This is a genomic window from Streptomyces sp. NPDC054961, assembly GCF_053609145.1.
The window spans coordinates 350,276-375,426 of sequence record NZ_JBSGWY010000001.1; the positions used below are offsets into that span (position 1 = coordinate 350,276).

20 protein-coding genes are annotated in these 25,151 nt (G+C 74.0%); 9 read left to right on the forward strand and 11 right to left on the reverse strand.

Features of this window, described 5'->3' with window-relative positions; translation table 11 throughout:
* Positions 1 to 394: 394 nt before the first annotated feature.
* The gene (locus ACWF9Z_RS01495) at positions 395 to 994 is read right to left on the reverse strand and encodes an acyltransferase (RefSeq protein WP_453596263.1); all 600 of its coding nucleotides are present in this window, start codon (positions 992 to 994) and stop codon (positions 395 to 397) included.
* Positions 995 to 1,310: 316 nt separating this feature from the next.
* On the opposite strand from ACWF9Z_RS01495, the gene ACWF9Z_RS01500 reads away from it, so the two are divergent.
* A complete protein-coding gene (locus ACWF9Z_RS01500; RefSeq protein ID WP_453596265.1) occupies positions 1,311 to 2,822 on the forward strand; it encodes a cellulose binding domain-containing protein in 1,512 nt (503 codons plus the stop codon).
* 85 nt (positions 2,823 to 2,907) lie between these two features.
* Entirely contained in the window at positions 2,908 to 3,960 is a 1,053-nt protein-coding gene (locus ACWF9Z_RS01505) for a helix-turn-helix domain-containing protein (RefSeq protein WP_453596267.1), read from the forward strand.
* Between the two features lie 3 nt (positions 3,961 to 3,963).
* Here ACWF9Z_RS01505 and ACWF9Z_RS01510 read toward each other — a convergent pair whose 3' ends face one another.
* The 3 genes from ACWF9Z_RS01510 to ACWF9Z_RS01520 form a co-directional block, all read right to left on the reverse strand.
* Positions 3,964 to 4,971 carry a hypothetical protein gene (locus ACWF9Z_RS01510; RefSeq protein WP_453596269.1) on the reverse strand — a complete coding sequence of 336 codons (1,008 nt, stop codon included), beginning with the start codon at positions 4,969 to 4,971 and terminating at the stop codon, positions 3,964 to 3,966.
* 13 nt (positions 4,972 to 4,984) lie between these two features.
* Positions 4,985 to 6,028: an LGFP repeat-containing protein gene (locus ACWF9Z_RS01515; protein WP_453596271.1), complete on the reverse strand. Its 1,044-nt coding sequence runs from the start codon at positions 6,026 to 6,028 to the stop codon at positions 4,985 to 4,987.
* 110 nt (positions 6,029 to 6,138) lie between these two features.
* The gene (locus ACWF9Z_RS01520) at positions 6,139 to 7,338 is read right to left on the reverse strand and encodes a DUF4185 domain-containing protein (protein ID WP_453596273.1); all 1,200 of its coding nucleotides are present in this window, start codon (positions 7,336 to 7,338) and stop codon (positions 6,139 to 6,141) included.
* A gap of 306 nt (positions 7,339 to 7,644) precedes the next feature.
* Between ACWF9Z_RS01520 and ACWF9Z_RS01525 the strand changes: the two genes are divergently transcribed.
* Positions 7,645 to 8,661, forward strand: a complete 1,017-nt coding sequence (locus ACWF9Z_RS01525; protein WP_453596275.1) for a helix-turn-helix domain-containing protein — start codon at positions 7,645 to 7,647, stop codon at positions 8,659 to 8,661.
* A 66-nt stretch (positions 8,662 to 8,727) separates the two neighbouring features.
* Here the strand turns inward: ACWF9Z_RS01525 and ACWF9Z_RS01530 are convergent, their stop codons facing one another.
* The 3 genes from ACWF9Z_RS01530 to ACWF9Z_RS01540 are packed head-to-tail and all read right to left on the reverse strand — an operon-like array spanning position 8,728 to position 12,532.
* Positions 8,728 to 9,804 carry a hypothetical protein gene (locus tag ACWF9Z_RS01530; protein ID WP_453596277.1) on the reverse strand — a complete coding sequence of 359 codons (1,077 nt, stop codon included), beginning with the start codon at positions 9,802 to 9,804 and terminating at the stop codon, positions 8,728 to 8,730.
* Positions 9,801 to 11,183 carry an MFS transporter gene (locus tag ACWF9Z_RS01535; protein ID WP_453596279.1) on the reverse strand — a complete coding sequence of 461 codons (1,383 nt, stop codon included), beginning with the start codon at positions 11,181 to 11,183 and terminating at the stop codon, positions 9,801 to 9,803. Before ACWF9Z_RS01535 ends, ACWF9Z_RS01530 begins: the two co-directional genes overlap by 4 nt.
* Positions 11,183 to 12,532 (reverse strand): discoidin domain-containing protein, encoded by a 1,350-nt coding sequence (locus ACWF9Z_RS01540; protein WP_453596281.1) that lies wholly within the window; start codon positions 12,530 to 12,532, stop codon positions 11,183 to 11,185. The genes ACWF9Z_RS01535 and ACWF9Z_RS01540 overlap by 1 nt, the downstream gene beginning before the upstream one ends.
* A gap of 484 nt (positions 12,533 to 13,016) precedes the next feature.
* On the opposite strand from ACWF9Z_RS01540, the gene ACWF9Z_RS01545 reads away from it, so the two are divergent.
* The 4 genes from ACWF9Z_RS01545 (at position 13,017) to ACWF9Z_RS01560 (ending at position 18,153) form a co-directional block, all read left to right on the forward strand.
* A complete protein-coding gene (locus tag ACWF9Z_RS01545; protein WP_453596283.1) occupies positions 13,017 to 13,796 on the forward strand; it encodes a VOC family protein in 780 nt (259 codons plus the stop codon).
* 102 nt (positions 13,797 to 13,898) lie between these two features.
* Positions 13,899 to 16,070, forward strand: a complete 2,172-nt coding sequence (locus ACWF9Z_RS01550; protein ID WP_453596284.1) for an FUSC family protein — start codon at positions 13,899 to 13,901, stop codon at positions 16,068 to 16,070.
* Positions 16,071 to 16,193: 123 nt separating this feature from the next.
* Complete coding sequence (locus tag ACWF9Z_RS01555; protein ID WP_453596286.1) at positions 16,194 to 16,679, forward strand: rhodanese-like domain-containing protein; 486 nt, start codon at positions 16,194 to 16,196, stop codon at positions 16,677 to 16,679.
* A gap of 208 nt (positions 16,680 to 16,887) precedes the next feature.
* Positions 16,888 to 18,153 (forward strand): MFS transporter, encoded by a 1,266-nt coding sequence (locus ACWF9Z_RS01560; protein WP_453596288.1) that lies wholly within the window; start codon positions 16,888 to 16,890, stop codon positions 18,151 to 18,153.
* A 40-nt stretch (positions 18,154 to 18,193) separates the two neighbouring features.
* On the opposite strand, the gene ACWF9Z_RS01565 is transcribed toward ACWF9Z_RS01560, so the two are convergent.
* Positions 18,194 to 19,156 (reverse strand): helix-turn-helix domain-containing protein, encoded by a 963-nt coding sequence (locus tag ACWF9Z_RS01565; protein WP_453596290.1) that lies wholly within the window; start codon positions 19,154 to 19,156, stop codon positions 18,194 to 18,196.
* Positions 19,153 to 19,671, reverse strand: coding sequence for a hypothetical protein (locus ACWF9Z_RS01570; protein ID WP_453596292.1), 519 nt, complete (start codon positions 19,669 to 19,671; stop codon positions 19,153 to 19,155). The genes ACWF9Z_RS01565 and ACWF9Z_RS01570 overlap by 4 nt, the downstream gene beginning before the upstream one ends.
* 225 nt (positions 19,672 to 19,896) lie before the next feature.
* Here ACWF9Z_RS01570 and ACWF9Z_RS01575 point away from each other — a divergent pair, with 225 nt between their 5' ends.
* Both ACWF9Z_RS01575 and ACWF9Z_RS01580 read left to right on the forward strand, forming a co-directional pair.
* Positions 19,897 to 22,299 carry a TOMM precursor leader peptide-binding protein gene (locus ACWF9Z_RS01575; protein ID WP_453596294.1) on the forward strand — a complete coding sequence of 801 codons (2,403 nt, stop codon included), beginning with the start codon at positions 19,897 to 19,899 and terminating at the stop codon, positions 22,297 to 22,299.
* The gene (locus ACWF9Z_RS01580) at positions 22,296 to 23,978 is read left to right on the forward strand and encodes a nitroreductase family protein (protein WP_453596296.1); all 1,683 of its coding nucleotides are present in this window, start codon (positions 22,296 to 22,298) and stop codon (positions 23,976 to 23,978) included. Before ACWF9Z_RS01575 ends, ACWF9Z_RS01580 begins: the two co-directional genes overlap by 4 nt.
* A gap of 43 nt (positions 23,979 to 24,021) precedes the next feature.
* Here ACWF9Z_RS01580 and ACWF9Z_RS01585 read toward each other — a convergent pair whose 3' ends face one another.
* Together ACWF9Z_RS01585 and thpR are read right to left on the reverse strand one after the other, a co-directional pair.
* Positions 24,022 to 24,450: a GNAT family N-acetyltransferase gene (locus ACWF9Z_RS01585; protein ID WP_453596298.1), complete on the reverse strand. Its 429-nt coding sequence runs from the start codon at positions 24,448 to 24,450 to the stop codon at positions 24,022 to 24,024.
* A gap of 21 nt (positions 24,451 to 24,471) precedes the next feature.
* The gene (gene thpR, locus ACWF9Z_RS01590) at positions 24,472 to 25,110 is read right to left on the reverse strand and encodes an RNA 2',3'-cyclic phosphodiesterase (protein WP_453596300.1); all 639 of its coding nucleotides are present in this window, start codon (positions 25,108 to 25,110) and stop codon (positions 24,472 to 24,474) included.
* Positions 25,111 to 25,151 lie beyond the last annotated feature (41 nt).

A 25,151-nucleotide genomic window follows, 5' to 3' on the forward strand; every position in this document is an offset into this window, starting at 1 on the left:
CCCCGCATGTTCGAGCCGCAACGCTCCAACACACCTACCCCCTCTGCATTGTTCCTAGGACGGACCCGGCGGGTCGTCGTTCGGCGGAGGGGACTGCGCATGACGGCGCGCGTGCTGTCGGTCTGATCCCCCCGATGGCACGAGCTTTCCGAGGCCGCCCCTGGATCCCCCTCCAGTGACGTCCTGGTCCGGACACCAGTGGACGACGGCGTCGGCCCGGCGCGATGTCGCGCCCGGCCTCACCTCGCCCGCGATGCCCTCGTCGTGTACAACCCCCCACTGAACACAGCCTGTTACCTGTTCAGATCCCGTGTACAGGGACAAGGTATGCCCAAGGATGTTCGTTGATTGTGGTTTTGAGGAAATGCCGCTGACCCAAATTGCCGACGTCGTGTCAGACCCGCTCGGACAGGGTTCCGTTCGTCTCCTCGTGCAGCGCGCCGGTGCGCGGGCACTCCCATACGCCCGGTTCGCCCTCGCGTTCCACGAGTCGCACCCCGGCCCGTCCGACCCAGCCGATGCGCCGGGCCGGCACCCCCGCGACCAGGGCGAAATCGGGCACGTCGCGGGAGACGACGGCGCCCGCCGCGACCAGCGCCCAGCGCCCGACGCGCACCCCCGCCACGCATACGGAACGGGCCCCCAGCGAGGCACCCTCGGCGACCACCACCCCGGCGGCCTCCCAGTCGCCGCCGCGCTTCTGCCGGCCGTCCGGGTCGACCGCGCGCGGGTAGAAGTCGTTGGTGAGCACGACGGCCGGGCCGATGAACACCCCGTCGCCCAGTTCGGCGGGCTCGTACACGAGGGCGTGGTTCTGCAGCTTCACGTTGTTCCCGATCCGCACGCCGGGGCCGACGTACGCGCCCCGCCCGACGATGCAGTCGCGGCCGAGCCGGGCCTTCTCGCGCACCTGCGCGAGATCCCAGATCGTGGTCCCGTCCCCGAGTTCGGCCGTCTCGTCGACCTGGGAGGAGGGTTGAATTCGGACACTCACGGGGCGGTCCCCTTACGGCTCGCGTGGCGTTCGGACGTACGGCGCCCTGCGTACGGCGGTAGCGGCATACGTCAGCACGTGCGTACGGAAGGGAGCATATGTGCCGTCGAGCCGCCGCGACGGTGACATCAACCGACTGTTCACGCAGTCGACTTGGCGGCGCGGTCGGCCGATCCGGCTTAACGCGTCCCGATCGCTCCCTTAAGTGGAACCTAAGGCTCAGGCGGGGCGCCCATAATCGATCAAATGTCCGTCCAGGGGCGGCTAGCGTGCTGCCACACCCCCACACCCCCCGTCATACAGAGGCAGGCACGCGATGGGCAGTACGAGCGGTCACCGGCGCACGGCGAACAAGAAGGCGAAGGCCGCGGGAGCCCTCGCGGTGGCGGCGGTGATCGGCGGCGCCGTCATCGCCTTCACCGGTACGGCACAGGCCGCCGCCGTGGGCGCGGTGTACACCAAGTCCAGCTCCTGGAGCGGCGGTTACACCGGCCAGTACGTCATCACGAACAACAAGGGACAGGCCCAGCAGGGCTGGACCCTGGAGTTCGACCTGCCCGAGGGCACGAAGATCGATTCCCTGTGGAACGGCACCCACACCGTCTCCGGGCGGCACGTCACCGTGAAGCCAGCGGACTGGAACAAGGAGCTGGCGGCCGGGGCTTCCGCCACGATCGGCTTCGTGACGAGCGGGAGCGGCACCCCCGGCAACCCGACCGCCTGCCGGATCAACGGGGCGAAGTGCTCCGCGGACCAGGGCACGACGCCCCCGCCCGGAGGCCGCCCCACCGGCACCCCGACGGCGTCGGCCACCCCGACGGCCGCCCCCAGCGCGAGCGCCTCCGCGACCGCCACGCCCTCCGGGCCGGCCCCCACCCGGACCCCGGCACCGCCCACCACCCCCACGCCCCCGCCGGCCGGCGGGGCCCCGGGCGCGGGAGCGCGCTTCGCCCCGTACGTGGACACCTCCCTCTACCCCGCCTACGACCTGGTCGACACCGCGGCCCGGACCGGCGTGAAGGAGTTCCACCTCGCCTTCATCACCTCCGGCGGAACCTGCGCCCCGCTGTGGGGAGGCGTCACGGACCTGGCGAGCGACAAGGTCGCCGCGCAGATCGGGGCCCTGCGGGCCAAGGGCGGGGACGTACGCGTCTCCTTCGGCGGCGCCGCCGGGCACGAGCTCGCGCTGAACTGCGGATCCGCGAACGAGCTGGCGGCCGCGTACGGCAAGGTCATCGACCAGTACCGGCTGACGAAGGTCGACTTCGACATCGAGGGCGCGGCCCTGCCCGACACCGCCGCGAACACCCGCCGCGCGCAGGCCATCGCCCTCCTGCAGAAGTCCCACACCGGCCTGGACGTGGCCTTCACCCTGCCCGTGATGCCGGAGGGCCTCACCCAGCCCGGCGTGGCCCTGCTGGCCGACGCGAAGCGGGCCGGGGTGCGCGTCGACGGGGTCAACGTCATGGCCATGGACTACGGGCCCGCCTACGGCGGCGACATGGGCCGGTACGCGATCCAGGCCGCGACGGCCACCCAGGCGCAGGTCAAGGGGGTCCTCGGGATCTCGGACGCGGCCGCGTGGAAGGCCGTCGCCGTCACTCCGATGATCGGCGTCAACGACGTCGCGACCGAGGTCTTCACCGTCGCCGACGCGACCGAGCTCGTGGAGTTCGCGAGGGCGAAGGGGATCGGCCGGCTGGCCATGTGGTCCGCCACCCGCGACAAGCAGTGCCCGGCCGGAGCCGTCGGCTACGCCGACGCGAGCTGCAGCTCGATCCTCCAGCAGCCGCTCGCCTTCACCCAGGCCTTCGGCGCCCTGGGCTAAGCCGCAGCCGGGCAGCCGGGCAGCCGGGCAGGCAGGCAGGCGGACGGGCGGACGGGTGCGAGCGGCGGCTGGCTACAGTGTCGGCATGACCTCCGTGCCCGCCCCGCCCGCCTCGCCCGCGACGGCCGGCGTGGCCGTCGAGATCAAGAAGCCCGCCCCGGCCCACGTCGTGGCGGTCCTCGCCTTCGACGGCATGGCCCCCTTCGAGCTGGGCGTGGTGGTCGAGGTCTTCGGACTCGCCCGTCCCGAGCTGGGCGACATCCCTTGGTACGAGCTCCGCGTCTGCTCCGCGGAGCCCGGCCGGGACCTGCGCGTGGTGGGCGGATTCACCCTCCGCGCCGAACACGGCCTCGACGTGCTCGCGGCCGCGGACACCGTGATCATCCCCGGCGTCTCCGCCGCGGGCGGCCCGATCGCGAAGCCGCTCGTCGACGCCCTGCTCGCGGCCCATGCCCGGGGCGCGCGCCTGGTCTCGATCTGCTCGGGCGCCTTCGCGCTCGCCGCGACCGGCCTCCTCGACGGCCGCCGGGCCACCACCCACTGGCGCTACGCCCGCACCCTCGCCGAACGCCGTCCGGCGATCGAGGTCGACCCGGACGTTCTGTACGTCGACAACGGCGACGTGCTCACCAGCGCGGGCAGCGCCGCGGGCATCGACCTCTGCCTCTACCTGATCCGCGCGGACCACGGCGCCGCCGTCGCCAACACGGTGGCCCGCCGCTTCGTCGTACCGCCGCACCGCGAGGGCGGACAGGCCCAGTTCATCGAGGCGGCGGTCGGCGACATCGGCCCCGACGCCGTGGACGACGGCATCACCCAGAGCATGGCCTGGGCCATGCGCCGCCTGCACGCCCCGCTCTCCGTCGCGGCCCTGGCCCGCGAGGCCCGGATGTCGGAGCGTTCCTACCTGCGTCATTTCACCCGGCGCAACGGAGTGAGCCCGATCCGGTGGGTCATCTCCCAGCGGGTCTGCGCGAGCCTGCCGCTGCTGGAGTCGGGCGAGGGCACGGTGGACGAGGTGGCCGCCGCGGTCGGCTTCGACGCGACCGCGACGTACCGCCACCACTTCACGCGGCAGATGCGCACGACCCCGACGGCCTACCGGAAGGCGTTCGTCAGGGTCGCGGCGCGGCCGTGAACCTCAATTGGCGGTGATCCAGGTGCCCCTGGAGGGGTTCCAGTGGATGGTGGACTTCTGGAACTTCTGGGCCCTGCCGCCGGCTTCGTCGAACTCGTCGGTGGTGGGGTAGCCGAGGGCGCTCTCGTGTCCGGCCGCGTGGAAGGCGTCGTAGATCGCGCCGTGGACGATGTGGGTTCCGGTCTGCGGGGACCAGAGGAACAGTCCGCGTTCGAAGAACTGGTAGCGCCCGCGGGTCCCGTCGGGTGCCGGCGAGCCGGCGCCCTCGTCCATGACCGGGAAGCCCCAGGCGCGTTCCGCGTCCGTGGCCCAGAACTTCTGCAGGATGTCCCCGTAGACCGCGTACGCCGCGTTCGGGTGCCACAGGACGATCCCGTTGCGGAACTGCTGGAAGCGTCCGCCGAGCGAGGAGTCGCGCTCACCCGTGATCGGCTCGCCGAGCGGCCCGCCCGGCCCGCCCAGGGCGTCGTACTTCTCCGCGATCGCGCCGTAGGGCATCAGGTCGTCCAGGGCGTTGTAGCGGCGCGGGGCGAATCCCCGCAGTCCGTCGCCCCAGACCCGCTCCTCGGCCACGTGCCCGAAGTCGTACTCCTCGCGCACCACCGGCCGGGTGTGCGACTCGTCCGCCCAGCGCACGAACAGCGCCACGTGGTCCGTGCCGCCCGAGTCGCGCAGCAGGGCGTCACCCGGTTGCAGGTCGCCCGCCGGGATGTCGAAGGTGACGTTCCACAAGTCCCAGGTCGTCAGGGAGGAGTTGAGGTGCCAGGCCATCGAGACGAAGCCCGAGCAGTCCGGGCGGTAGCAGCCGAACCGGTTCTCGTAGCAGCCGTCCCAGCTGTACGGCACCTGCTCGGCGACCCACGACCACGCGCGGTCCGTCGCCTCGCCCCGTCCGATCGGTCCGCCCGGCTCCGAGGCGCTCGCGGCCGGAGCCGTGGCGAAGGTGAGCGTGAGGGCGGCCACGACCAGCGCCACCGCCCCGGCCGCACGCCGGAGGATCAGCGTTCCCATGAGTCTCTCCCCGTCAGTTGGTGGTGATCCAGGTGCCCCTGGAGGGGTTCCAGTGGATGGTGGACTTCTGGAACTTCTGGGCCCTGCCGCCGGCTTCGTCGAACTCGTCGGTGGTGGGGTAGCCGAGGGCGCTCTCGTGTCCGGCCGCGTGGAAGGCGTCGTAGATCGCGCCGTGGACGATGTGGGTTCCGGTCTGCGGGGACCAGAGGAACAGTCCGCGTTCGAAGAACTGGTAGCGCCCGCGGGTCCCGTCGGGAGCCTGCGCCGCGTCGGCCTCGTCCATGGCCGGGAAGCCCCAGGCGCGTTCCGCGTCCGTGGCCCAGAACTTCTGCAGGATGTCCCCGTAGACCGCGTACGCCACGTCCGGATGCCACAGGACGATCCCGTTGCGGAACAACTGGAACCGTCCGCCCAGGGAGGACGGCTCCTCGGCGCGGACCGGTCCGCCGAGCGGTCCGCCCGGCCCGCCCAGGGCGTCGTACTTCGCGCCGATCGTGCCGTACGGCCAGAACGCCTCGTCGCGCATCGCCCGGGCGGTGCCCTCCGCCTGGTCGTACCGCTCGGGGTAGGCGGAGCGCTGGACGGCCTGGGCGAGCGCCCCGGCGCTGCTCCCCTCCATGCCGGGTTCCATCTGGAGGGCCACCTCGAAGAACTTTCCGGCCGCGTAGTCGACGTCGAGGATCTGCTCGGGCGAGCCCCACCCCTGCGAGGGCCGCTGCTGGAAGACCCCGAGCGAGTCGCGGTCCCCGCAGTCCAGGTTGTTCATCCGGGACTCGACCCAGCCCGTCTCGAACCCGGCGAGCATGACCTTGTCGGACACGTTCATCCGCTGGCCCACCTCGTAGACCTTGCGGGTCACCGCGATGTCCCGGTCCGCGGGGATCGCGCAGTACGCGTCGGCCGGCGCGGCGTGGTTCAGGGGACCGGGTACGTCCTGTGGGTTCTGGACGGCCCGGGCCGCGGGGCCGGTCAGGGTGGTGGCCACGGCCACGGCGGCCAGGAGGACCGTGATCCGTAATCGCGTCCGTGGGGTCCGGGGCGCGGCAGCGCTGTTCATGCGCCTTCTCCTCTGCGTAGGGGTCACTCGTGGGGGTGTGCGGCGGGGCGAGCGGGGCGAGCGGGGGGCCGGACGGGCGGCGGCACGGCGCCCGGCCTCCGCGACGGCGGCTACGGGTTGATGCCGTCGTACTGGAGGACCCGGTAGGGCGACTGGCCGACCTGTCCGTTCCACTGGGACACGATCAGGGTCAGGGAGTGCGCGCTCGCGCTGCCCGGGTGGATGTATCCGCCGTAGAGGAAGGGGAGTTGCGGCTTGCCCCAGTGGCTCGGCGGCCAGGTGTTGTTGCCGGCGATCTGCGGCTTGGGCGCGGTCCACGCGGCGTCGGGCCGGGGCGCGGTACGCGTGCAGATCGAGTAGTCGGTCACGTCGAAGTAGCTCATGCAGTACGTGCCGCCGATGCGCTTCACCGAGAACTCGCCGATGTTGTTGCCCGTCAGGATGGGCGAGGGCGCGGCCGAGGTGGTCCACTGCCAGCGGTTGTCCAGGAAGGCCCAGTTCTGCTGGGCGCCGAAGTTGCCGGCGCGGAACTCGTGGGGCTGGATGCGGAACAGCTGGATGGCACCGCCGTCGGCCGTGTTGCGGTGGGTGCCGTTCCAGCGCTTCGAGAAGACGTACAGCCAGCCGTCGGGGTCGATGCCGGCGAACGACCACATCCCGTACATGGACTGGTTCACGCCCTGGGTGTCACCGGGCCAGTGGTAGGGGTAGTCGTGCCAGGTCACGCCGTGGTCGTCGGAGTAGGCCACGCCGGACATCAGGGAGCCGTCGTATCCGGCGGGCGGTCCCCAGACGGCGACGGACGTGTACTGGATGTAGGTGCGGCCGCCGAACTCGATGCAGTCGTTCGGAATCCGGCTGACCTCCCAGCCGTGCCCGTTGTCCTGCTCGTGCCGGTAGTCGAACAGTTGACCGGCGGCGCCGCCGGTGGGCTGCGCCCAGGTGAACGAGATCGGCGTCGCGCCGGAGGCGTCGAAGCCGGCCTGGTTCAGCATGACCGGGGAGCCGAGGTAGTTCCCGCTCAGTCCCGGTCCCGCCCAGGAGTCGCCGAAGACGTAGCCCCAGGAGTTGTCGTGCTCCCGGTAGTAGGGGATGGCGAGATCCCCCGACCCCAGCCCCTGTGCGTTGGCCGAGTCACCGGGGACCTCGCACAGCGGCGTTCCCTGCTGGGCGGCGGCCCCCGCACGGGCACGGGGCGCGGCGGCGGCGGGCCCGGCCGCGCCCACGGCCAGGGCGGCGGCGCCCGCGCCCGCCATCAGCACGGTCCTGCGGGTGACGGCGGGGCGGTCGGGACGAGAAGGGGTGGACATCGATCGGTCCTCCAGAGGCGGTGAGGTGGTGAGGGGGTGAGCCGGGATCCGGTGGCCGCGCCCGCGCACGCGGGCACGGACGCGGGCCATGTGAACTGCCCCACAAGCGGGTACGGGGCCGAAAGCGCCGTTGTCCCGCCCGATACCCGGGCTGGATCCTCGTGTTGATGTTGCTGCCGGGGCTTTCGCGTCCGCCACCTCGTCGAACAGTCCTCGGACAATCACCGGACAACGCGCCTTCCCCGGGACAAACGGAGCGACGGCCCGGGTCGCCCGGACAACGCACGGACAGAGAGGAACGGGAGCATGGGACGACAGGAACAGCCGCTCGACCCCGGACACGGGCCCCTGGCCCGGTTCGCCTGTGACCTGAGGGACCTGCGGCGCCGGGCCGGCAGTCCGCCCTACCGCGAACTCGCCACCCGTACGCACTATTCGGCCTCGACGCTCGCCGCGGCGACCGCGGGGCACCGCCTCCCCGGAGCCGCGGTGCTGGCCGCCTTCGTCGGCGCCTGCGGCGGAGACCCGGACGCCTGGGAGCAGCGCCGCGTCCGCACCCACATCCTCATGACGGGGCCGCAGCCACCCTCACCCGCACGTCCGCCCGCGGAAGTCCTCCCCTCGGCGTCGGAGCCCCCGCCGCCCCGCCCGTCCCCGACGTCGCGCGGACCGGCCCGCCGGTGGTGGGCCACCGGCCTCAGCGCCGTCATGGCCGCCGTCAGCACCGTCACCGTCGCCGCGTTCGCGACGCTGGTGCCGGGAGACTCCGCCGCGCCGGACTCCGGCGCCCGTACGGACCGGTCGCGCGACGCGGCGATGTCCGTGACGAGCGCGCGGCTCCCGGACGACGCGGGGTGGTTACGCGCCGACGGCGACATCCCGCGGGACTACCGCGTCCTGATCGTGCGGGCCGGAACCCTGTGCCACGTCCCCCAGGTCACCCCCGCCCTGATCGCGGCCATGCTCGAAGCGGAGAGCGGCTTCGACCCGGCCCTCAGCGATCCGCAGAAGGACGAGTACGGCATCGCCCGCTGGACCCCCCGCGTCCTGCGCTACTACCTGCCCCCCGAGCGGCAGAGCACGGTCCCGGTACCTCCGTTCACCCCCGAGGACTCCATCGCGGCGATGGGCCGGATGCTCTGCGCCATCGCCCCCGAACTCGAAGGGGTTCCCGGAGATCCGGCCGTCAACCTCGCCGCCGCCTACCGCACCGCCACCTGGATCGTGCAACGGCAGGACGCCGTACTCCGGGACATCCAGCCCTACCTGGACCGGGTCCGCGCCAACCTGGAGCGCTACCGGCCCGCCTCGAACCCCTCGTGAGCCTGCGCCGGAGCGCGCCGGGCCGGTCCGCGCCGGGCCGGCGCCGCCGCCCGCGCCGGACCCGGCTCAGCGCACCACCACCGGGGACGAGCCGCCCGGGACGGCCAGGCCGGGGGCGCCGGTGCCGTCCGCGGGGACGGTCCAGACGTCGCTCGCGCGGCCGTCGGCGCCCGGCAGCGCGTAGGCGACCGTGCTGTCGTCCGTCCACGAGGCCTGGTCGTCGACGCTGCGCGTCTCGGCGAGCGGCGTCTCCCGCATGGTCGCCAGGTCGAGGACGTACAGCCGCCAGGGTGCGGCGGGGTCGTCGGAGACCTTCTTCTTGAAGGCGAGCCGGGTGTTGTCGGGGGACAGCGAGGGGCATTCGACGTTCTCCCGCAGCGCCTTCGCCGACCAGTCCTTCACGTTCCCCTCGACGAGGTACGTGTGCCCCTTGCTGGAGACGGTCGCGTAGAAGCGGTTGTCGTCGCGCGCGAAGCTCACCCCCCAGTAGTTCACGTCGGGGGCGTGGTAGCGGGCGCCGTCGATCGTGAGCGGGATCTCCTCCAGGGATTTGACGAGGTAACCGGTGTCCAGATCGAGGATGGCGGTCCGGGTGGAGAAGGCGGTGGTGGAGTACGAGTCGCCGGTGGCGAAGACCGTCCAGGCCAGCATCCGGCCGGAGGCCGATACCCGGGCGCGGGTCGGTACGCCGGGCACGGTGATCCGCCGCACCTCGGCCAGCCGCCGGTCGAGGACGATCGCGTACGTCTTCGGCAGCACCCCCGGCTCGGCGCGCAGGCACAGGGCGGTGTCCCCGCCCGCGTGGAAGCGGTCGCAGACGGGGCCGCCGGTGGTGGGGGCGCCGGCGGCCGGGGTGTCGCCGGGGGCCGCGGGCGGCGGTTGGTGCGCGACGCGTCCCGTGGCCTGGTCCCGGAAGTAGAGGGCGGGACCGGCGAGGGCGAAGGAGCTGTCGGCGGATCCCTTGCCGCGCTCCGACCGGTGGCCCGCGTGCACCGCGTACCCGATGGATCCGCCGGCGAGGACCACGACGGCGGCGGCCACGACGGCGAGACGGGACCGCAGGCCGAGCGGTGGCCGGCCCCCGGGCCCGGGGCTGTGATCGGGGCTCGCGCCGGGACGTGGACTGAGGGTTTCGGCAGTCATCGGGTCCGCCTCTCGGACGTGGGGGCGCCGGGTGTCCCGGCGGGGGCGGGGAAGGAGCGGGAGGGGCGGGGGAGCAGCGCCCAGGCGCCCGCCAGCGCGGCGAGCAGGACGGCCGTCGCCGTCCCGAGCGCGGTGCCCGGTCCCCAGGCCGTCCACGCGGCGCCGAAGCCCGCGGCGGCGAGCAGCCTGGCCACCGCCTGGCCGGTCTGGAGCACGGCGAGTCCGCGAGCCCGTCCCTCGGTGGGGAGTACGGGTCCGGCCAGGGCCATCAGCACCCCGTCCGTGGTCGCGTAGAAGATGCCCAGCAGCACGAGGACGGGTACGAGGAGGAGCGGGGCGGCCGGGCCGCCGGACGGGAGGAGCAGGACGACGTAGGCCCCGAGGAGCGCGAGGTGTCCGCACAGGAACGGCAGCCTGCGGCCGACGCGGTCCGCGATCCGCCCCGCGGGGACGGCGAGCAGGAGGTAGGTCGCCGCCGCGCCGAGGGGCAGCAGCGGGAACCAGCCGGCGTCGAGCTCCAGGCGCCGCTGGAGCAGGAGGTAGACGAAGGCGTCGCCGATGGTGGCGGCGCCGAGCAGGGCGGCGGCCCCGAGGATCCGCCGGAAGACGGGATCGCGCAGGGCCTCGAAGGTCTTGCCCGCGCGGCGGGACGGGCCCGGGGCGTTCGAGGCGGCCGGTGCCGGTGCCGGTACCGGTGCCGGTACCGCCCGTACGGCCGGCGGTTGGGGCAGTGCCGGCAGCGCCGCGTGGTGCCGCCCGGGAACGTAGAGCACGAGGAGCAGGACGCCGAGGAGGCCGATGCAGAAACTGACGAAGAACACCGCGTCGTACGCCCCCGCGGTCGCCCAGAGCAGGGCGAAGGCGGCCAGCGGGCCGAGCAGGGCGCCGGTGGTGTCCATGGCCCGGTGGACGCCGAAGGAGCGGCCGAGTTCGTCGGGGTGGCTGCTCAGGGTGATCAGCGCGTCGCGCGGAGCCGTACGGATGCCCTTGCCGATCCGGTCGGCGGCCAGGGCGGCCGCGATGCCTCCGGTGGCACCCCCGGCGAGGAGCAGGCCGAGCCGGGAGCCGGCGGAGAGGGCGTAGCCGATGCCCGCGATCCGTTTGTGCCGGTCGCCGCGGTCGGCGAAGTGGCCGCCGAGCAGGCGCACGATCGAGGCGGCGCCGTTGAGCAGGCCGTCCAGGAAGCCGAATTGGAGGGGGGAGAGACCGAGTCCGAGGACGAGGTAGAGCGGCAGCACCGCGGTGACCATCTCGGAGGAGACGTCGGTGACGAGGCTGACCGTGCCGAGTGCCAGGACGGTGCCGGGGACGCGCCGGCCCGCCCCTGTGGAGAGGGGCGGAACCGACGCGTCCCGGCGGCCTGTGGTCGCCAAGTACATCAGTGGCAGGTGTACTTCGGGCTGGTGTCCTGGGTCTTGCCGTCGGTGTCGACGTAGGTCCAGCTGTAGCCCGAGTCGGTGAAGTCCATCTTCAGCACGCCGTAGGGGCCGCTGATCCGCTTCTGGCTGTTGGGCTGGACGTTCTCGATGTCGTAGGGCTCGGCGCCGCCCATGCCGCCGACGATCTCGGTGATCCCGTCGGCCGTGGCCTTGCCGTTGGGGTCCTGCGGGGCGAACCGCTCGTAGTGGTGGTCGTGCCCGTTCAGCACCAGATCGGCCTTGGCGCCGTAGAGGATGTTCCAGACCGGCTTGCTGACCGGGTCGTTGCCGTGGCCGCCCGAGGAGTACAGCGGGTGGTGCCAGTAGGCGGCGATGCACTGCTTGCCGTTGGCGGCGAGGTCGGCCTTGAGCCAGTCGATCTGGGCCTTCTGGTCGAAGGAGTTGGAGTCGAGGGCGATGAAGTGCCAGTTGCCTTCGTCGAAGCTGTAGTAGCTCTTGCCCTGGGGGTAGGCGATCGCCCCGAAGTACGACTTGTAGCCCGCCAGGGACCCGGCCGGGTCGTACGTCTCGTGGTTGCCGGGAATCGGGTGCGTCTTGTCCTTGAAGGCACCCCAGCTCTTGTCGTAGTAGGCGCGGTAGTCGGAGATCCGGGCGTCGTCGTACTGGTTGTCACCCATGGTCAGGTAGAACTTCGGGTTGATCCTCTGGGCCAGCGCGGCCGTCTTGGGATGGGCGCAGCCGCTGTCGGAGGCGGTGCACTGGGCGGCGATGTCGCCGGCGGCCACCACGGTGAAGGCGCCGGTCTGCGGGGGAGTCCCGCCGCCGGGGGTGCCGTAGACCTCGACCTCGTGCAGCGAGTAACCGTAGGCGGTGCCACGGGCGGTGCCGTACACGCGGAGGTAACGGCCCTTGCCGGACAGGCCGGTCCAGTCGTCGGTGCCGCCGTTCCCGGCGGTCTCGTTGGCGAGGCGCGTCCACGTGGAGCCGTCGGCGGAGATCTCGACCCGGTACACCTTGGCGTACGCGGCCTCCCAACTGAGCTTCACGCGGGACACGGTGGCGTCGGCGCCGAGATCGACGCGGATCCACTGCGGGTCCTTGCCCTCGGCGCTCGCCCAGCGGGTCGCCGCGTTGCCGTCGAAGGCGTTCTGCGGGCCGAGCGCTGAGGTCTCGCTCGAGGAGGCGGTGGCGGCCTTGCCGCGTGAGATGACCGGGTCGGCGGCGGCGCCGGCCCGCTCGGGATAGGCGAGGAGCAGACCTCCGACGAGCAGCAGCACGGAGGCGAGGACCACGCCCACCGTTCGCTTCGACGCGTGCAGAGGGGGTGGGGCTTGGGTGTTCAGGCGCATTCCTGTACTCCCTGGCTTGAGGGTGACGAGAGCTGGCACGGGAACGTGACCCGGCGGCCCCGGCCGGCGAGGGCAGGGGGAAGCCCGGTCACGGCGGCCGGGTCAGAGCTCTCGCTGAGCGCGTCATGCCCCGAGGGATAGGGCACCGCGCCGGGCCGCCGAACCGGGATGCTAGCAAACAGGAAAGTTTCCTACTAGTCATTCGGCGCACCCTCCGGACCGCCGTCCGGCACTGCCGGACCGGCTCGGTGACGTCCCGTCACGGGGACACGTCGCGGCGCGGACGCCGGCCGCCGCCGCGGCGCGGTGCCGCCCCGGTTCTGCCGGACGAAGGCCGCGTCAGGACCGGACGGGTGAACCCCGCCGCGGTCGGACGGGTGGATGCGGCGCGGCGGGGATCCTCGTCCCTGTACCGGCTCTTCGTACAGGTGGAGGGAGCCCCGCGTGGGTACCCCTCATCCGCAGTCCACCACTGGAGGAACGCATGCTCGGCACCGACTACCGCACCGGCTCGCCCAACTGGATCGACCTCGGCAGCCCCGACATCCCGCGCGCCGCGGCCTTCTACCGGGCCGTGTTCGGCTGGGAGTTCCACCTCCTCGGGCCCGAGACGGGCGGGTACGGGTTCTTCCAGGTGGACGGGAAGACCGTCGCGGCCGTCGGAGAGCTGGACCCGGGCGCCACCTCCGCGTGGACCGTGTACTTCCAGTCCGAGGACGTGGACGCGACCACGAAGGGCGTGCGCGACGGCGGCGGCGCCGTCCGGGTCGAGCCGATGGACGTCATGGGGGAGGGCTGGCTCGCGCAGTACACCGACCCGCAGGGCGCCGACTTCGCCGTCTGGAAGCCGGGCAGGACCCCGGGCCTCGGACTGACGTCCGCCGACAACACCCTGTGCTGGGTGGAGCTCCACGTGCCGGACCCGGCGGCCGCCGTCGCCTTCTACGGCGGGCTCTTCGGGCTGCGCTCGCGGGACATGGACATGCCCGGAATGACGTACCAGGTGCTCAGCATCGGCGAGGGGAAGCAGGAGGACGGGTCCTTCGGCGGGGTGGCGCCCCTGACGGAGGGGGAGACCGACACGCGCTGGGTGCCGTACTTCGCGGTCGCGGACGTCGACGCCGTGGTGGACACCGCGCGCAACAGCGGCGGAACGGTCCTGATGCCCGGCGCGGACGTGCCCGACGTCGGCCGGATCGGATGGCTCGCGGACCCGAGCGGCGCGGTCTTCGCCCTGCTCAAGCCCCTCCCGCGGGCGAACTGACCCGAACGCCGCCGAGGTCCGCGTACGGCCGCCGACCGCCGGTGCGCGGTGTCCGCGCGCCCTCCGAGTGGCCGCCGGGGCGGGTGGTGGGACGCTGAAGGGGTGCGTGCCCTCGTGGAACTCCGGACGGGCACCGGCCCGCTGCCGTCGGCCGCGCGGCGGGCCGTTCGGGTCACCCTGGCCGCCTGCGCCGGCTTCTACGGGTTCCTGTACGGGCTGGACCGGCCGGTCAGCGCCACCTACGCGCTCTTCGCGGCCGTCGCGCTGGCCGTGCTGTCGCAGATACCGGGCAGCGGGCGCCAGCGGTCCGCGTTCCTCGTCCGCCTGCTCCCCGCCGCCTGCGTCCTGGTGGTCCTGGGAACCCTTCTCGCCGTACGGACCTGGAGCGCCGTGGCCGGCATGCTCGTCATCGGCTTCTGCCTGGCCTTCGGCGCGGTGGCCGGACCCCGCCAGGCGGGCGCCGCGCCGGGACTCCAGCTGCTCTACATCCTGCCCAGCTTCCCGCCGTACGCGCCGCACACCCTCGGCGACCGGCTGGCCGGCACCCTCGCCGGGATCCTGCTGCTCATCCTCGCCGAGAGGTTCGTCCTGCCCGACCCGTCCGTCCCCCACTACCGGGACCTGGCCGCCGGGGCCGCCGAGGAGGCCGCCCGGTGTGCCGCCCGCCGGGAGGAGCCGCCGTACACCCTGCCCGACGCGGAGCGCGCCCGCGCCGCGGAGATCGCCATGGGGCTGCGGCCCTCGCGCGTCCCGGAGGCGGAGCGGCCCGCCGGCCCCGGCGTGCGCGAACGCGCGCTGGCCCACACCGGACTGGCCGCCCGCACCCTGCTGAGCCGCCTCCAGGCCCTGCCGCCGCCGGCTCCCGGGCGGCCGGCCGGGCCGGCCGGACTGGACCTCGTACGGGCCGTACGGGAGTCGGCGACCGGGACCGCCGCCCTGCTCGGCCGGGGACGCCGGCCCCAGACCGGCTCGGCCACCCTGCGGGGCCTGCGGACCTCCCTCGCCCGGACCCCCGTGACGGACCACGCGTCGGGGGTGCGCAACGCCGCCCTCGTGGAGGTGGCGGACGCCGCGCTGGTGCTCCGGAGCGCCGCGGAGATCGCCGTCCGGGGCCGCGCGGCGGCCGCGGACGCGGAACCGGCACGGGGGCTGGAGGGGCTGGAACCGGGGACGGAACCGGGGGCGGAACCGGGGCGCGCGTGGGCCGACCGGTTCTGGTACGCCCGGATGAGCCCGGTCCGGCTCTGGTTCCACCGGTTCGCCGGACACGCGGGACCCCGGTCCGTGTACTTCCAGAACGCCGTCCGCCTCGCCCTGGCCCTCGCCGTGGCGAGGACGGTCGCCGGGGTGGTGTCCCTGCCGCACGGCTTCTGGGCGATGCTCGCGGTGCTCAGCCTCACCCGTACCACCGCCGTACTGACCCGGGCCACCGTCCGGCTGGCCTTGATCGGCACCTGCGCGGGCGCGCTCGCCGCGGGCGGGATCCTCGTGCTGGCGGGGGAGGCGAGCGTTCTCTACGAGCTCGCGCTGCCACCCCTGATGCTGTTCGCCTTCTGCGTCGGGCCGGTGCGCGGAGTGGGCTGGGCACAGGCGATGTTCACCCTGGTCATCGCCATGGCCTTCGCCCAGCTGGCGCCCGTCACGTGGCAGCTGGCCGAGGTCCGCTTCCTGGACGTGCTGGTCGGCAGCGTGATCGGAATGGTGTGCGGTCTGCTGGCCTGGCCGCGCGGCGCCCACGACGAACTCGGGCGCGCCGCGGCCGGGCTGCTGCGCGCCTGCGCCGACGACGTCCAGCTGGCCACGGCCTCCTTCGGGCGGGACCGCTCGGCGGAGCCCGACCAGCGGGTGCAGCACGCGCTGATCATGGCCGAGAGCGCGTACGCCCAGTACCAGGCCGAGCGCCAGCGCGACCCCGGGCCGGGACAGGACTGGCAGGCCGCCATGATGACCGGCCACCACGTGCTCTGGGGCGCCCGGCGCCCCCGCGGCACCCCGCCCGGGCCGCGCGAACAAGCCGTGGTCAGTCAGTACGGGGCCTGGGTGGCGGCCGGCATGCGCCGGGCGGCAGGCCGCGTCGACCCGCTCGACGGCCACGCCCCCGCCCCTCCCCCCGACGGCCCCGCCCGTGCCGCGGACCCCGGCCCCGCACCACCCGTGCCCGTGCTCACCGCCGCGTCGCCGGTCTTCTTCACGGCCACGGCCTGGCTGGACTCCCTGGCCGCGGACCTGGCCCTGATCGACCACGGCGCCCCCGGAGGGCTGGCGGGATCTTGACGAGTGAAGGCGTTCACGCCACTCGTGCGCGAGGGGCCGCGGAGCGGAGGATCGAGTCATCGCCACGGGGGACCGCCCCGGCCGGCGGTCGGCCCCGCCCCGTCCACCCAAGGAGTCACCTCGATGTCCCGCACTGTTCTCACCCCCGCCACGTCCGCCGTCCTGTCGGTGCCCGCCGCCGCTCCCGCGGACGCGGGCGCCCACTACGCGGCGCGCCTCGCCTTCGAGGCGGACGTCTCGGACGTCCGGGCGGACCTGCTGGCGGGTGTCCCGGGCGTGGTCGTCGTGGACTCCCGGAGCGACGCGGCCTGGGCCCAGGGGCACCTCCCCGGTGCGGTGCACATCCCGACGGCGCGGATCGCCGAGCTCGCGCCGCAGCTGATCGACCCCTCGGTGACGGTGGTGACGTACTGCTGGGGCCCCGGCTGCAACGGCGCGACGCGCGCGGCGCTCGCCTTCGCCCGCCTGGGATACCCGGTCAAGGAGATGATCGGCGGCTTCGAGTACTGGGTGCGCGAGGGCTTCGCCTTCGAGACCGCTCAGGGTACGGACCAGCGCCCGGTCGACGACCTGACCGCTCCGCGCTCGGGCATCTCCTGCGCCTGCTGAACCCCGGCCCGGCACGTGGGAGGACCTCACGGCACGGACCGCCACGACCGGACCCGCCCGTGTGCGGTCCTGGCGGCGCGGACGCCGCCACGACGCCCGCGGCGGATGCCGCGGGCCGCGGCCCACCCGGCCGCTCCTCCTCACCGGTCCGCGCCGCGTGCCGTCGCCCGATTGAGCCGGGCTCGACTGCGGTAGGCGAGAAGGTCTCATGGTGAGACATTCCTTGCGGTCCCTGTCCGTCCGTAATTTCCGCTATTTCACTGTCGGGCAGGTGCTCTCCGTCACCTGCGGCTGGATGATGTTCATCGCCCAGGACTGGCTGGTCCTGTCGATGTCCGGGGACTCGGCGCAGACGCTCGGCGTCGTCACCGCGCTGCAGTTCACCCCGGTCCTGCTGCTCACCCTCTACGCGGGGCGGCTCGCCGACCGCCTCGACAAGCGGCGCCTCCTCGTCCTGACCAACGTCGCGGCCGGCGTACTGGCCCTGCTGCTGGGCATCCTGCTGCTCTCCGGCGCCGAGCGGCTGTGGCACGTCTACGTCTTCGCCTTCGCCCTCGGCGCCGTCACCGCCGTCGAGACCCCGACCCGCATGTCGTTCGTGAGCGAGATGGTCGGTCCCGACCTGCTGCCGAACGCCTCCGCCATGAGCGCCGCGTACTTCAACCTGGCCCGCATCATCGGACCGGCGATCGCGGGCGTGGCGATCAGCCAGTTCGGCGTGGTGTCCGTGGTGCTGCTCAACGCCGTCAGCTATCTGGCCACGGTCTTCGCGCTGCTGCGCATGCGCCCCGAGGAACTGGTGCGCGCCGAGACCCGGCCGCAGGACGCCAAGGTGTCCGACGGTCTGCGCTACCTCGCCGGCCGCCCGGACCTCGTCCTCCCGCTGATCCTGGTCGCGTGCATCGGCATGCTGGCCTTCAACTTCCAGCTCGTCCTGCCCCTGCTGGCCAAGACGGTGTTCCACTCCGGGTCGGCCTCGTTCGGGATGCTGACCACCGCGCTCGCGGTCGGTTCGCTGGCCTCCGCCTTCGCCACCTCCGTGCGCAGCGGCCGGCCCTCCCAGCGCCTGGTCCTCGGATCGGCCATCGGCTTCGCCGCGGTGGAGACCGCCGCCGGTCTGGTGACCGGCTACCTCATGACCCTCCTCCTGCTGGCCGCCACCGGATTCGCCGCCGGCTACTTCGCCCAGGCCGCCAACCACCGGATCCAGCTGGGGAGCGACCCGCTCTACCGCGGCCGGGTGATGGCGCTGTACTCCCTCATCTTCCAGGGATCGACCCCCGTCGGCATCCTGCTCTGCGGCTGGCTGGCCGAACACTGGGGCGTGCGGGTCGTGTTGTGGGGCGGCGGGCTGGCCTCGCTGGTGGTGACCACCGGACTGATCCTCGTGTTCGCGGGCCGCCGGCCGGAGGCCGCCGCCGAGGGCGCGCGCCCGCCGCGGGACGGCCGGCAGGACCGGGTGAACGCGGGGTGACGCGCGGGGCCCCGGAACGGGCGCGGGCCGCGCGCGGGCGTCAGGTGGCCGCAGGCGTGCCCCGGGCGCTGCGGAACGTGCGCCGGTAGGCGTCCGGGGGCACACCGAGGGCGCGGTGGAAGTGCCGGCGCAGGGTCGCGGCGGTGCCCATGCCCGTGCGGGTGGCGATGTGCTCGATGCCGTGGTCGGTGGTCTCGAGGAGTTCGCGCGCCCGGTTGATGCGCTGGGTGTGCAGCCATCGCAGCGGGGTGACGCCGGTGGTGGAGGTGAAGCGCCGGGTCAGATGGCGGGTGCTCATGTTCGCCCGGCGCGCCAGGTCGGACACGGTCAGCGGCTCGTGCAGCCGTTCGTTCACCCAGTGCAGCAGGTCGGCGAACGCGTGTCCGGCGTCGGCGGCGGCCGCCGGAACCGCGGCGAACTGGGCCTGGCCGCCCGCACGGTGCGGAGGGACCACGAGGGTGCGGGCCAGCGCGTTGGCGACCGCCGCGCCGTGGTCGACGGTGACGACGTGCAGGCACAGGTCCATGCCGGCCGCCTTGCCGGCCGAGGTCAGCACGGAGCCCTCGTCGACGTAGAGGACGTCCGGATCGACCCGGACCTCCGGGTAGCGGGCCGCGAGCGCGGCGGCGTGCGCCCAGTGCGTGGTGGCGCGGCGGCCGTCCAGCACGCCCGCGGCGGCCAGCACGAACGCCCCGGTGCACAGCGACATGATCCGCGCACCGCGTTCGTGGGCCGCGCGGACCGCGTCCACCAGGTCGGCCGGGGGATCGGCCTCGACGTCGTCACAGGAGGGGACGATGACGGTGTCCGCCTCCTCCAGGGCGTCGAGCCCGTGGGGGGTGTCGATGCGCAGCCACCCGCCGAGCAGGCCGTGCTGCGGGCCGCAGACCTTGAAGTCGTACCAGGGGTCCGTCAGTTCGCGATCGACGCCGAACACCTCGAAGGCTCCGACGGCCTCGAACAGCATGGCTCCTTCGTAGAGCGCCAGCACCACGGACGTCATGTCCGCGTTCCCCGCCACGTCCACCCGGCGTCCACGACGGTATGACGCAACGGGTCCTTCAGGTCACGGGTGTCCAGGCGGAAAGTCTCCACTCTGCGGCGGCGCCCGTCGGGCCCCCGCTCGTACGTCCACTCCTTCTGCACGTGGCGGATCGGGCCGCGACCGTGTTCGCGCCGCACCGTGCGCCCGGGCGGCCCCCCGGCCCGGGTCACCGCCCACTGCTCGTCCACGGCCCGTACCTCGCGCTCCTCAGGGTGCAGGCGCATCCAGATCCTGAAGGTCCGCTCCACCTGGCGGCGGCCCGTCCCCGAGCCCGTGGCGGGCTCCAGGACCCGCCAGTGCGCCAGCAGATCGGCTCGCACACCGCCGGTCTCGCCCGCCGCGTCGCGCACACCGAAGGGCACATTTGTGTTGTTCAACGCGAGCAGCGCGGCGCGGAGTTCCGGGGCGGGGAGCGCCGTGGCACCGCCGTCCCGCCGCACCGTGCCCATGTACCTGTCCCAGAGCCGTCCCACCGTCGGACCCCCTCCTTCGCTCGGTGGGGCACACCCCCTGAACCGCCCCGGGCCGCGCGCCCGTCCGCGGACGCGCTGTCCGGATCACCTTACCGACCGCCCCTCCCGTGCCGAGGTCACCGGCGGCGCGGCGGGAGACGAGTACGGCGAACCCGCCGCCGCCCGCCGCCCCGATCGCGTTACCCTCCTGCGCGTGGGGGTTGTCCGGGTGCGGGGGAGGGCCACGTGGAGCCGAAGAGCAGCCGGGAGGGACCGGGTCCGGACACGCGTGTCCTGTTGAGGCAGGACTCCGTCTTCGTGGAATCCGAGGACGGGGTGTTCCTGCGGAGCGGGGCGGGGGACTTCTTCATCAAGGGCCCGTGGGCCTACGCCCTGTTGAGCCGCCTGGCCCGGGCCCTCGCCGGTGGGGCGACGCTGCGGGAACTGTGCCGGGACCTCCCCGAAGAGCGCGCCCGCGTCGTGGCGACGCTGGTACGGAGCCTCGCCGACAGGGACTTCGTCCGCACCCTCGACGACGAACCGGACGGCCTGCTCGGCGCCGCCGAGCAGGAGCGCTTCGCCGAACAGCTCGCCTACTTCGCCCACCACACCCGTACGCCCCGGGCGGCCCTGCGCCGGGTGCGCGACTCCCGGGTCGCGGTCCTCGGCGGGCACGGCAGCGCGTGGAGCGCCCTACGGACCCTCGCGCGCAACGGCGTCGGACACCTCGCGTTCCTGGACGGCGCCCCCGCGCCCGGCGCGGACGAGGAGGAGGACGGCCGAGCACCCGCCCCCACGCGGGAGTTCACGCGCGTGGAACGGCTGGCGGCCACCTGGACGGACGGCTGGCAGGACGCCCTCACGGCCTGGCGGCCCACCGCGGTCGTCGCCACCCCCGACGGGGTACCCGGCGCCCTGCTGGGCCCCCTGGCCGGACTCGCCCGGCGCACGGGCGCGGCCTTCCTCACCGCGCGCGCCCACGGAGACCTCGTCGTCAAGGGTCCCCTGGCCGCCGCACCCGGCCCGGGGGCCACCGCCGCCTGCCCGCAGTGCCTGCGGCTCCAACTGGCCGACCACGCCGAGGAGTCGCTCGCGGCCCTCGTCCTGCGCGACGGGGAGATGACGACGGACCGCATGCGGTACCGGAGCGCCGGTGGCCGGACCGCGCTGAGTCCCCTGCTCGCGGACGCCGTCGCCTCCGAACTCGCCATGGACCTGTTCAAACACCTGGCCGGCGTCGTCGAACCGGACCTCGTGGGGGCGGTCGTCGTACAGCGCACCGACACGCTGGAGACGTGGCGCGAGATCCTGCCGCGGCGAGCGGACTGCCCGGTCTGCGGACACCCGGAGGAGAACCGCCTCAAGGAGTTCCGGGAGGGCGGACTCGACCTCCCCGGATCCCCTGCTGAACGCCTGGCGCGCTACGGGTCCGTGCTCGCTCCGGCCACCGGCATCCTGCGCGCGTTCGACGACGACACCCTGCCGCAGGCACCCGTACGGTCCGGCCGGATCCGCACCGGTGCGGTCGTGGGACCCCGGAGCCACGGCTTCGACGTCGCCAGCTCGCAGGAGGCCCGGGCCCGCGCGGTGGAACACGCCCTGCGCCGGGCCGCGTACCGCGCTCCCGCACCCCTGCGCGTACGGCACGCCACGCGGGCGCAGTTGCGGGCCGCCGGGGCGGAGCCGGTCGGGGAGGCGCCGGGACCACCGGCTCTCGCCACGGCATGGACCGAGGCCCTGCGGCTGAGGGACGACGCGCTGGTGTGGGTCCCGCTGGACCGGGCGCTCCCGGAGGACGGCGGGACGGACGCCGGAGCGGGCGCCGGTGTGGGGATCGGTGCCGGCGCCACCGTACGGGAGGTCGTCGGGGCCGCACTCGCCTCCGCGCTCCTCGACGAGCGGCTGCGGGAGTGGCTCGACGGCCGGTGCGTCCCGGGACCGGTCGGGGCCTCGGACATCGACACCCCGCACACGCCCCTGGCGCGGGCCCTGCTGGGCACGGGAGTCCTCACCCTGGGGGCGCTCCCGCCGTTGACCGCCCACGGCTTCCAGGTGGTCCTGGCACGCCACGAGGCCCCGGACGGCGCGCGGCCCCTCCAGGTCGCCGCCGCGGGGCCGACCCGACGCGCGGCGACCGCCACCGCACTGCGCGAACTGTCCGGCCTCGCCGCGCATCCCGAAGCGGCGGACCAGGGACCGGGCGGATCCCACCACGTGGTCTGCCCACCGGACTGGCCGGCGCCCCCGGGCCGCCCGATGGTGCTCGCCGAGCTCCCGGACCCGGAGGTACCGCGGGCCAAGGCCGACCTGGCGGCCGCGGCCGACGTCACTGCCGCGGCCGACGCCACGGCCCAGCCCGACGTCACTGCCCCGCCCGAGCTCATGGCCCCGCCCGGCCCCACCGCCCCGGCCGCGCTCGCGGATCCGCGGACGCGGCCCGGCCCGGCCGACCTCCGCGACCTCCTCGGCCTCGTCCCTCCCGGCCGGGACGTGCTGCTCGTGAGGCTCGCGCCCGCCGGCCTGCCCCGCACACCGGCCGGTGAACCGGTCGTCCTCGTGGGCCGCGTCCTGCTCGTGGACGCGTCCCGGGAACGGGACCAGGTCCGAACCGACCCGGGAGAGACCGCGAGAGAGTGCGAGGCACCATGACAACCGGTGAGGACGGCGCGGAGTCCGCCACGGTCCTGGACTACATAGAAGCGGTCCGTGAGCGCTTCCGGCGGAGCATGGACGACGAGGACCTCGCGCCCGACTGGTCCGACCGGCCCTCCACCCACACCGTCCACCCCGGCGCCCCCGAGATCCACCTCGCGCCCGCGTCGGCGGCGGACCTCGGCGGCAGCCTCGCGGACGCCTTGGCGCACCCGACGGCCGGCGCCGGGCAGGGCGGGCACGCCGGGCAGGGTGGGCACGGAGGGCTGGGCGGGCACGGCAGCGCCCCGGGCCTCACCCTCAGGAGCCTCGCCTCCGCGCTCCAGGCGACCACCGGACTCCTGTCCCGTTCCTGGCAGATCGACTGGAACGGCGACGCGCTCCAGCGCGGCCGGCTGCCCGGCGCCCCGTGGCGCCGGGGCACACCCTCGGGCGGGGCGAACTACCCCTGGGAGCTGTACTGGGCGGCCGCCCCCGGACTGCCGGTCCCACCGGGGCTGTTGCACTACGCGAGCGGCCGGCACACCCTGGAGCGCCTCACCACCGGCGACGTGTGCGCCGCCGTCCACGCGGCGCTGCCCCCTGCTTTCGACGCCGACGCCGACGCCGACGCCGACGCGCCCCGGCCCACCGGTGGCTACCTGATCTGCGCGCTGCGCCCCTGGAAGACCGCCTTCAAGTACGGCGGCTTCGCCTACCACCTCGCCACGCACGACATCGGCGCCTTCCTGGGGTCCTGGCAGCTGACCCAGCAGGCCGCCGGCCGCGTCGGCCGCCCGGTGCTGCGCTTCGACGAGTCCGCCGTCAACGCGGTCCTCGGGCTCGATCCCGACCGGGAATCCGCCTACGCCGTCCTGCCCTTGGAGTGGGACCCCGCCGAACGCCGGCCCGCGCGGGCCGCCGCGCCCGCGGCCGGGCCGGTCCTCCCGAAGCCCTGGGAGAGGTCCCGGCGGGTCAAGGAGTTCCCCGTGCTGAGCGCGATGCGCCGCGCCACGGCCGGCGGCCGGACCGGGCCGCCGCGGGTTCCGTCGGCCGGACGCCCGCGGGCACCGAGGCCCTCGACGGGGATCCTGCGACTGCCGGACACCGCGCTTCCCGCGGCCCCCCTGTCCGAGCTGCTGACCCGGCGCCGTTCCACGGCGGGCCGCCTCGACCCCCTCGGCCGGCTGGCCGCGGGTGAACTGGCCGCCGTCCTGCGCTGCGCCGCGACGGCGGCCCCGGCGGCCGGGGAGCCTCCACTGACCGCGATACGGGTGATCGCGCAGCGGATCGAGGGCATCGCGCCGGGCGCCTACCGCTACGAGCCCGACGAGCACGCCCTGGTCGCCGTGGGATCTACCCCCCGGCTGTCCCAACACGACTACGCGCTGAAGAACTACGCCGTGTCCCAGGCCGGAGCGGTCATCGCCTTCGTCTGGCACCCCGCACCCGACATCGCCGCGCGCGGCCCGCACGCCTACCGCGTCGCGCACGCCGAGGCGGGGGCCGCCGCCCAGTACCTGCACCTCGCGGCGCAGGCCGCCGGCCTGGGCTTCGGGATCGTCCTGGGCGTCGACCTGCCCGCCGTCGACCGGGCGGTGGCAGCTGAGGACGAGCCCGAACTGCGCACCTCCCTCTGCGGGTTCCTCGGCGTCCGCCTCCCGGGATCAGCCGCTCTCGACGACCGCCTCATCTGAAGGGGCCGCTTCGGCGGACGGCTACCGGGTGGGAGGCCGGGGCTCAGGTGAGCTGTTTGGCGAAGTGGAAGGCCACGATGTCCATGCGCTCACGGAGGTAGAAGCGGTGTGCGTCCGTGCGGTGCGTGCCCGAGTCCAGGTCCAGCCACTGGCAGCCGGCCGCTCGTGCCCGCTCCTCCAGGTGGGCCACCAGCCGGCGGCCCACGCCCGCGGAGCGGGTGCTGTCCGCGACCACCAGATCGTCCACGTACAGCATGCGCAGGTTGCTGGTGTTGACGACGACCCGCCAGCCGGCCACGCCCGCGCAGCGGCCGTCGGCGTAGGCGGCGGTGAAGCGGAGCCCCTGCCCGTGCCCCTCGGCGTAGACGTCGTGGAACAGCTCCTCCGTCAGATGGGGGCGCAGTTCCCGCAGTACGGGCAGCACCTCGGTGCCGAGCCGGGGATCGCCGGGCTCGAGATCAATGATGTCCATCCGCCCAGCATGCCCTCCCGCTCACGGCCGGGCCTCGCCGCCCGTCCCGTCGGCGAAGCGCCACGCGTCGATGTCGCGGTAGCGGATCGGTTCCGGGCCGCGGCCGAAGTTGCTGCCGACCAGATGGAGGCGCTCGGCGGGCCAGGTGCGGCCGGCGAACGCGGCGAGCCCGGCGGCGGCCTCCAGCACGGAGGCGGAATCGTTCCGGCGCGAGCGGGCCAGCGTCAGATGGGGGCGCAGCGGCCGTTCCTCGAAGGCGATGCCGCACTGTCTGGCCACCGTGCGCACCTCGGTGGCGAGCAGGTGCAGCCCTTCGAGGTCGCCGTCGATACCGGTCCACAGCACCCGGTCGTCGAAGTGCCCGCCGCCGCGCAGCGCCAGGTGCAGGGGTTTGCGGGCCGCCGCGAGGTCCGCGAGCGGCTGCCGCAGGAGCGGGACGGCCGCCACCGGGAGCTCGCCGAGGAACGCCAGGGTGATGTGCCAGTCCTCTCTGCGGTTCCACCGCATGCACGGGTACGCGTCGTAGGCGGGCCGCAGCTCCCGCTCGAGCTCCCCCTTCGCGTCGTCGGGCGGGGCGAGCGCCATGAAGACGCGGACGGTCGCGGCCTTGATCGGTTCGGTCACGAGGGCCTTCGTACCGTTTTCGGGCGGTCGGGTCATCTTTCCTGTTCCCTGCGTACGTGGTCGGGCCCCACCATCTT

Coding starts and splice junctions, on each gene's coding strand:
- ACWF9Z_RS01500 (WP_453596265.1), top strand. CDS start 1,311: ATGGGCAGTACGAGCGGTCACCGGCGCACGGCGAACAAGAAGGCGAAG.
- ACWF9Z_RS01505 (WP_453596267.1), top strand. CDS start 2,908: ATGACCTCCGTGCCCGCCCCGCCCGCCTCGCCCGCGACGGCCGGCGTG.
- ACWF9Z_RS01510 (WP_453596269.1), bottom strand. CDS start 4,971: ATGGGAACGCTGATCCTCCGGCGTGCGGCCGGGGCGGTGGCGCTGGTC.
- ACWF9Z_RS01515 (WP_453596271.1), bottom strand. CDS start 6,028: ATGAACAGCGCTGCCGCGCCCCGGACCCCACGGACGCGATTACGGATC.
- ACWF9Z_RS01520 (WP_453596273.1), bottom strand. CDS start 7,338: ATGTCCACCCCTTCTCGTCCCGACCGCCCCGCCGTCACCCGCAGGACC.
- ACWF9Z_RS01525 (WP_453596275.1), top strand. CDS start 7,645: ATGGGACGACAGGAACAGCCGCTCGACCCCGGACACGGGCCCCTGGCC.
- ACWF9Z_RS01530 (WP_453596277.1), bottom strand. CDS start 9,804: ATGACTGCCGAAACCCTCAGTCCACGTCCCGGCGCGAGCCCCGATCAC.
- ACWF9Z_RS01535 (WP_453596279.1), bottom strand. CDS start 11,183: ATGTACTTGGCGACCACAGGCCGCCGGGACGCGTCGGTTCCGCCCCTC.
- ACWF9Z_RS01540 (WP_453596281.1), bottom strand. CDS start 12,532: ATGCGCCTGAACACCCAAGCCCCACCCCCTCTGCACGCGTCGAAGCGA.
- ACWF9Z_RS01545 (WP_453596283.1), top strand. CDS start 13,017: ATGCTCGGCACCGACTACCGCACCGGCTCGCCCAACTGGATCGACCTC.
- ACWF9Z_RS01555 (WP_453596286.1), top strand. CDS start 16,194: ATGTCCCGCACTGTTCTCACCCCCGCCACGTCCGCCGTCCTGTCGGTG.
- ACWF9Z_RS01560 (WP_453596288.1), top strand. CDS start 16,888: ATGGTGAGACATTCCTTGCGGTCCCTGTCCGTCCGTAATTTCCGCTAT.
- ACWF9Z_RS01565 (WP_453596290.1), bottom strand. CDS start 19,156: ATGACGTCCGTGGTGCTGGCGCTCTACGAAGGAGCCATGCTGTTCGAG.
- ACWF9Z_RS01580 (WP_453596296.1), top strand. CDS start 22,296: ATGACAACCGGTGAGGACGGCGCGGAGTCCGCCACGGTCCTGGACTAC.
- ACWF9Z_RS01585 (WP_453596298.1), bottom strand. CDS start 24,450: ATGGACATCATTGATCTCGAGCCCGGCGATCCCCGGCTCGGCACCGAG.
- thpR (WP_453596300.1), bottom strand. CDS start 25,110: ATGACCCGACCGCCCGAAAACGGTACGAAGGCCCTCGTGACCGAACCG.